The 6,088-nt window shown below is 59.8% G+C and carries 6 protein-coding genes and 2 tRNA genes; 6 read left to right on the forward strand and 2 right to left on the reverse strand.

What is annotated here, in order from left to right; translation table 11 throughout:
• Positions 1-148: 148 nt before the first annotated feature.
• From L8U60_RS10545 to L8U60_RS10560, 4 genes are all read left to right on the forward strand, one after another.
• Entirely contained in the window at positions 149-1,240 is a 1,092-nt protein-coding gene (locus L8U60_RS10545) for an HNH endonuclease signature motif containing protein (RefSeq protein ID WP_269966332.1), read from the forward strand.
• 158 nt (positions 1,241-1,398) lie between these two features.
• Positions 1,399-1,472, forward strand: a tRNA-Asp gene (locus L8U60_RS10550).
• Between the two features lie 21 nt (positions 1,473-1,493).
• A tRNA-Phe gene (locus L8U60_RS10555) sits at positions 1,494-1,566 on the forward strand.
• Positions 1,567-1,613: 47 nt separating this feature from the next.
• Positions 1,614-1,895: a GNAT family N-acetyltransferase gene (locus L8U60_RS10560; RefSeq protein ID WP_269966333.1), complete on the forward strand. Its 282-nt coding sequence runs from the start codon at positions 1,614-1,616 to the stop codon at positions 1,893-1,895.
• A gap of 11 nt (positions 1,896-1,906) precedes the next feature.
• On the opposite strand, the gene epsC is transcribed toward L8U60_RS10560, so the two are convergent.
• On the reverse strand, positions 1,907-2,491 hold the full coding sequence (epsC, locus tag L8U60_RS10565; RefSeq protein ID WP_269966334.1) for a serine O-acetyltransferase EpsC: 585 nt from the start codon (positions 2,489-2,491) through the stop codon (positions 1,907-1,909).
• Between the two features lie 86 nt (positions 2,492-2,577).
• Entirely contained in the window at positions 2,578-3,522 is a 945-nt protein-coding gene (gene cysK / locus L8U60_RS10570) for a cysteine synthase A (protein ID WP_269966335.1), read from the reverse strand.
• A gap of 300 nt (positions 3,523-3,822) precedes the next feature.
• Between cysK and ramA the strand changes: the two genes are divergently transcribed.
• Together ramA and murA are read left to right on the forward strand one after the other, a co-directional pair.
• Positions 3,823-4,662 carry an acetate metabolism transcriptional regulator RamA gene (gene ramA / locus L8U60_RS10575; RefSeq protein WP_269966336.1) on the forward strand — a complete coding sequence of 280 codons (840 nt, stop codon included), beginning with the start codon at positions 3,823-3,825 and terminating at the stop codon, positions 4,660-4,662.
• 48 nt (positions 4,663-4,710) lie between these two features.
• Positions 4,711-5,961, forward strand: a complete 1,251-nt coding sequence (gene murA / locus L8U60_RS10580; RefSeq protein WP_269966337.1) for a UDP-N-acetylglucosamine 1-carboxyvinyltransferase — start codon at positions 4,711-4,713, stop codon at positions 5,959-5,961.
• The last annotated feature ends 127 nt before the right edge of the window (positions 5,962-6,088 follow it).

Raw genomic sequence — 6,088 nt, forward strand, 5'->3', positions numbered from 1 at the left:
AACCGGCCTGTTTCTGCTGGTTACGTGGCCTTTTTACGTGTCCTGCCACGCACTTCAGCGCCCGTGGCCTGTGGATAATTTTCCGTTATCCACAGGCCGTTTTGGCTGATCCTTTCGCTTTCTTGCGTTTCGTTTTAGTGTGCGTGGCATGAGTTCTTTTGCAGCCTTAGTGGCGGGTTTAACCAACCCGATCGAGACCTTGGCATCCTTTGATGCCCAGGTACTCCTCGATGCTGGCTGCAGCCCTGCCCGTGTTCGCGAATTAGTAAAAGTCCACACGGCGTACTACGGGAAAACGAAGTTCACCCGTAAGCAAGCCAACGCGATCAAGGTGGCGCGGTCGACTCGGAAGTCGATGGATCAACTTGCCTACATCGAGGGCCGGATCTCCTCCATTGAGGACCCCGCCGAGAAGTGGGACCTACGTCTTACCTTGCTGTCCGTTAAGGGTGACTACAAAACACTCACACGTCGCGCGAAGGACATCGTGCCGGAGGTGGATAAGCCTGCTCCGGAACCAACAGTCCGGTATGGTCGCTCGAATAAGAAGAGGCGTCCTGTGACCATCATGGCGCTGGAAGAAGACGCTGCAGCTATTGAGTTCGCGACACGCCAAAACCTCACTGATGGTCCTGCCGGTCCGCAGATGTACGAAAAGCTCATGCGCATCCTCGGCCTGCGCCCCGACGCTGAAGACGAGACCCCATCCGGTATTGCTCCTGCGGTGCCTCGTCCCTTGGTGCTCATCCCGTTGGACGAGCACATCAAGATCATGGGCGGTGACGGCGACGATGTCATCCTGGGGCTCACCGATGGCACGACGATGACTGGTGCGGAGTTCCTGGCCCAGAATTTTGGGGACGTGTTGGAGGTGGCGATGTTCCACCCCCAAGAAGGCCCCGTCAACCTGTACGACACGCAACGCTTCGCGAATCAGAAGCAGCGCGACCTAGCCAGGGCCACCATGCCCACCTGTCCGGTACCAGACTGTAGGCACGCAGCGGATAACTGCGAGGTCCACCACATCAAAGCCTGGTCCAAGGGTGGGCTGACCAATATGGATAACCTGGCGATGTTGTGCAGGTATCACAACCGCACCAACGATGATGACCCATCCAAACCCCACCATGGGCGGCTGGAAAACATCAGAGGCGCCCCGATGTGGAGATCACCCCGCGGATACCTCATACCGAATACCGTCCACCCCTTTGGGGCAATGACACTGCTCTACGGGCGGTAACCCACCAACTCAGCGAATAGCCGGCATGTCCGGCTATTAGGTATGCCCAAAAAAGGGGCATTGAGGTGCCAATTTGTATAGCTTCGGGCAGTCTGTGTAAGGTATCAATTCGTGCAAGACGCAGGATGAAAATCCAGTCGAGCGCGAAAATTACATAAGGCCCTGTGGCGCAGTTGGTTAGCGCGCCGCCCTGTCACGGCGGAGGTCGCGGGTTCAAGTCCCGTCAGGGTCGCAGAACTGCTTTAGCGGTTCCGGCCAGATAGCTCAGTTGGTAGAGCACACGCCTGAAAAGTGTGGGGTCGCCAGTTCGATCCTGGCTCTGGCCACATTTAACCCCGCGTCAACGGCGCGGGGTTTTTCGTAAACTCGGGGCATGCAGAATTACAAGATCGAGCACAAGTCCGAGCATCACCGCTACGTCATCACGGTTGACGGAGAGCAGGCGGGTTTCGCGGATTACCACGAAGACGGCGATGTCCGCGATTTCAATCACACCGTCATCGACCCGGCATTCCGCGGGCAAGGCTTGTCGTCGCCGCTCATCCAAGCCGCCCTCGACGACTCACGGCAGGCCGGCAAGAAGATCATCCCGTCGTGCTCCGCGGTGGAGCACTTCCTGGATAAGAACGAGGGCTACAAAGACCTTCTGAAGTAGCGGGGCGGGCTCTACTGCTCGTTGTTGCCGGAGACGTAGGCATCCGGGTCGACGAGGTGCTTGCGCTCGTCGCTGCCACGCGGGCGGCACTTGGCGGGGATACCCACGGCGATGCAGTTCGGGGGAACGTCCTTGGTTACCACGGCATTGGCACCGACAGCGGAACCTTCACCGATGGTGATCGGCCCGAGGACTTTGGCGCCGGCACCGATGGTGACATTGTCGCCAATCGTAGGGTGGCGTTTGGTCTGAGTGAGAACCTGGCCGCCGAGAGTGACGCCGTGGTAGAGCATCACGCCGTCGCCGATCTCGGCGGTCTCACCGATGACGATGCCCATCCCGTGGTCAATGAAGAAGCGGCGGCCGATGGTGGCGCCGGGGTGGATCTCCACACCCGTGAGGAAGCGCGTGAATTGCGCGAGGATGCGCGCTGGGCCCTTGATGTTGCGGGTCCACAGTGCGTGGGAGATGCGGTGCATCCAGATGGCGTGAAGGCCGGAATAGACAATGGCGTTCTCAAGGTCGCCGCGTGCTGCGGGGTCATGGAGGCGCGCGTTTTCGAGGTCCTCACGGATTGTTTGGATCACCTTAGACATGAGGCCCTACTTTAACAGCGCATGAGAAACGGCCCCCGCACGTGTGGGGTTTAGATTCACGTGCAGAGGCCTAAAAACTCTCAGGGTTAGTCGCGGATGTCCTCGTAGAGGATGGTGGAGATGTAGCGCTCACCGAAGTCGCAGATGACGGTGGCGATGGTCTTGCCAGCATTCTCCGGACGGGAAGCGACCTCGAGGGCTGCCGCAACGTTGGCACCGCTGGAGATACCGCCCAGGACGCCGTCCTTGCGGGCGAGCTCACGGGAGGTGGCTACGGCGGTTTCGTTGGAGACGGTGAGGACTTCGTCGATAATGCCGCGGTTCAGCGTGGCGGGCACGAAGTTCGCGCCGAGGCCCTGGATCTTGTGCGGGCCTGCCTGGCCTTCGGACAAAAGCGGGGAAGCAGCCGGCTCGACGGCGATGAGCTGGATGTCCGGGTTCTGCTCCTTCAGGTACTTGCCTGCGCCGGAGATGGTGCCGCCGGTGCCAACGCCGGCAACGAGGATGTCGATCTTGCCGTCGGTGTCGTTCCACAGCTCAGGGCCGGTGGTCTCGTAGTGGACGGTCGGGTTGGCCTCGTTCTCGAACTGGCGGGCCAGGATGGCGTTGTCAGTCTGCTCGACGATTTCATTTGCCTTCTCGACGGCACCCTTCATGCCCGCCGCACCCGGCGTCAGCTCGATCTGGGCGCCGTAGGCACGCAGCACAACGCGGCGCTCAACGGACATGGTTTCCGGCATGGTCAGGATGACCTTGTAGCCGCGTGCCGCACCGACGAGCGCCAGAGCGATGCCGGTGTTGCCGGAGGTTGCTTCGACGATGGTGCCGCCGGGCTTGAGCTGACCGGAGGCCTCGGCGGCGTCGATAATCGCGCGTCCGATGCGGTCCTTCACGGAGTTAGCCGGGTTGAAGAATTCGAGTTTGCCCAGGATGCGTGCCTGTGCAGCGTCAGTGCCTTCGGTGATGCCTTTAAGTTCGACGAGCGGGGTTCCGCCGATGGTTTCCAGGATGTTGTTGTAGATCTTTCCCATGATTTCTCCTTCATCGTTTAGCTGATGACATGCGATAGTACACGACTCGCCCCAAAAATCTAGACCGAGTAGTCCAAAAACTATGTACCAGGTGGTTTGTGTAATGGTCGGGGGTAGGGCGTCGATAAGCAATTGCGTACTTTGTGGCGCGCTTTTTGAATTTGGTCACCCCCGATTAACCGTTAAGATGGGGGAAGTTTGTTCAACTTGGGCATTTTTTCGGACTAGATCTGCGTAATGCCCTGCCTCCGTCGGGGACACTCGAACGGGGGCAATGCGACGGCCAGAGAAGGAGAGAACATGGACGCGCAAGGAGTTAAGGACGACGATGATGCGATTCGCGCGTCGCTGACTGCGTTGAAGACGGCTACCGGGATTCCGGTGGCGATGTACGGCACCCTTCTTGCTGATAATCGCCTTCAGATCACTCAGTGGATTGGCCTGCGTACACCGGCTCTGCAGAACCTGGTGATTGACCAGAATCAGGGCGTGGGTGGCCGCGTTGTGTCGACGCGACGTGCGGTGGGTGTGTCTGATTACACCCGCGCGAATGTGATTTCGCACGAGCATGACCGCGCGATTCAGGATGAGGGCCTGCACTCTGTGGTGGCCGTTCCTGTGATTGTGCAGCGTGAGATTCGTGGCGTGCTGTACGTGGGTGTGCACTCTCCTGTGCGCCTGGGGGACAAGGTGATCGAGGAGGTTACCATGACGGCGCGCACGCTCGAGCAGGATCTTGCCGTGAACTCTGCTTTGCGACGAGTTGAGGGCGGCAAAGGCACCACCAAGGCTGGCCGTGTCATGAACGGTGCGGAATGGGAGCAGATTCGTGCAACCCACTCCAAGCTGCGCATGCTGGCGAACCGTGTTGAGGACGAGCCGATCCGCAAGGAACTCGAGCAGCTGTGTGACCAGATGGTCTCCCCGGTGCGCGTCAAGCAGTCCACGAAGCTGTCTGCTCGTGAACTGGATGTTCTCTCCTGCGTGGCACTGGGCCACACGAACGTGGAAGCTGCCGAGGAAATGGGCATCGGTGCTGAGACCGTGAAGTCCTACCTGCGCAGCGTCATGCGCAAGCTGGGCGCACACACGCGTTATGAGGCCGTGAATGCCGCGCGCCGGATTGGTGCGCTGCCGTAAACGCCTGTTGGGACACCTCTGGGCCAATTTTTCACTAACGTGGATCGCGTGAAAGAGCGTTTTGTTGTTCAAGGTGGGGCACGCCTCGAAGGAGTCGTGCGAGTTGATGGTGCCAAAAACAGTGTGTTGAAGCTGATGGCCGCTGCGCTGTTGGTGGAAGGCACGACGACCCTGAACAACTGCCCGGAGATCCTCGATGTGCCTTTGATGCAAAAGGTTCTCGAGGGTTTGGGTTGTGAGGTGGAGATCGAAGGCACTGTCGTTCGTATCCACACTCCGGCGAATCTGTCTTCCCGTGCTGACTTCGATGCTGTGCGGCAGTTCCGCGCGTCTGTGGCTGTGCTGGGGCCGCTGACCGCGCGCTGTGGGGAGGCGATCGTAGCGCTGCCGGGCGGCGATGCCATTGGTTCCCGCCCACTGGACATGCACCAATCGGGCCTGGAGAAACTGGGTGCCACCACGCACATTGAGCACGGTGCCGTCGTTGCGCGTGCTGGTCGCCTGCGTGGCGCACGAATCAATCTGGACTTCCCGTCCGTGGGTGCGACGGAGAACATCCTCACTGCCGCGGTCCTGGCCGAAGGTCAGACTGTGCTGGATAATGCGGCGCGTGAGCCGGAGATCGTCGATCTCTGCGACATGCTCAACGCGATGGGTGCGCGTATCACCGGCGCCGGCACATCCACCATCACCATCGATGGTGTGGAATCCCTTCACCCCACGGAACACACCGTGATCGGGGACCGCATTGTCGCCGGAACCTGGGCATACGCTGCGGCGATGACACGGGGTGATGTCACGGTGGCTGGCATCGCGCCGCGCCATCTGCACCTCGCGCTGGCCAAGTTGAAGACTGCGGGTGCTCAGGTTGAAACCTATGACAACGGTTTCCGTGTCCGCATGGATGGCCGCCCCCAGGCTGTGGATTATCAGACTTTGCCGTTCCCGGGCTTCCCAACGGACCTGCAACCTATGGCCATTGGGTTGAGCGCGGTTGCTGAAGGCACCTCTGTGATCACGGAGAACGTCTTCGAATCCCGCTTCCGCTTCGTGGACGAGATGTTGCGTCTTGGTGCCGATGCCACCGTTGATGGCCACCATGTGGTCCTCCGCGGTGTGGAGCATCTGTCTTCCACGGATGTGTGGTCCTCCGATATTCGCGCCGGCGCAGGCCTTGTTTTGGCTGGTCTCGTCGCCGATGGGGAGACAGTCGTCCACGAAGTGGACCACATTGATCGTGGTTACCCGCACTTCGTCGAAGACCTCAACCATCTTGGCGCGAATGTGCGCCGCATTTAGCTGTTTGCTTATCGACGATTTTCCTCACCTGACCTGGCGATTTGTGTTGTTGTGTGGGTGTGTGTAGCTTTATGTGAGTCAGCGTGACCGACAACGCCCCGCCAGACAGTCTGATTGAGACGGGTTT

Origin of the sequence: Corynebacterium meitnerae (genome assembly GCF_027570075.1) — a bacterium.
In the GTDB taxonomy this organism is placed as follows: domain Bacteria; phylum Actinomycetota; class Actinomycetes; order Mycobacteriales; family Mycobacteriaceae; genus Corynebacterium; species Corynebacterium meitnerae.

What these genes read in the sequence shown, in the direction of transcription:
- cysK (WP_269966335.1), bottom strand. Translation starts at nt 3,522, where the DNA reads ATGGGAAAGATCTACAACAACATCCTGGAAACCATCGGCGGAACCCCG.
- epsC (WP_269966334.1), bottom strand. Translation starts at nt 2,491, where the DNA reads ATGTCTAAGGTGATCCAAACAATCCGTGAGGACCTCGAAAACGCGCGC.
- ramA (WP_269966336.1), top strand. Translation starts at nt 3,823, where the DNA reads ATGGACGCGCAAGGAGTTAAGGACGACGATGATGCGATTCGCGCGTCG.
- L8U60_RS10545 (WP_269966332.1), top strand. Translation starts at nt 149, where the DNA reads ATGAGTTCTTTTGCAGCCTTAGTGGCGGGTTTAACCAACCCGATCGAG.
- L8U60_RS10560 (WP_269966333.1), top strand. Translation starts at nt 1,614, where the DNA reads ATGCAGAATTACAAGATCGAGCACAAGTCCGAGCATCACCGCTACGTC.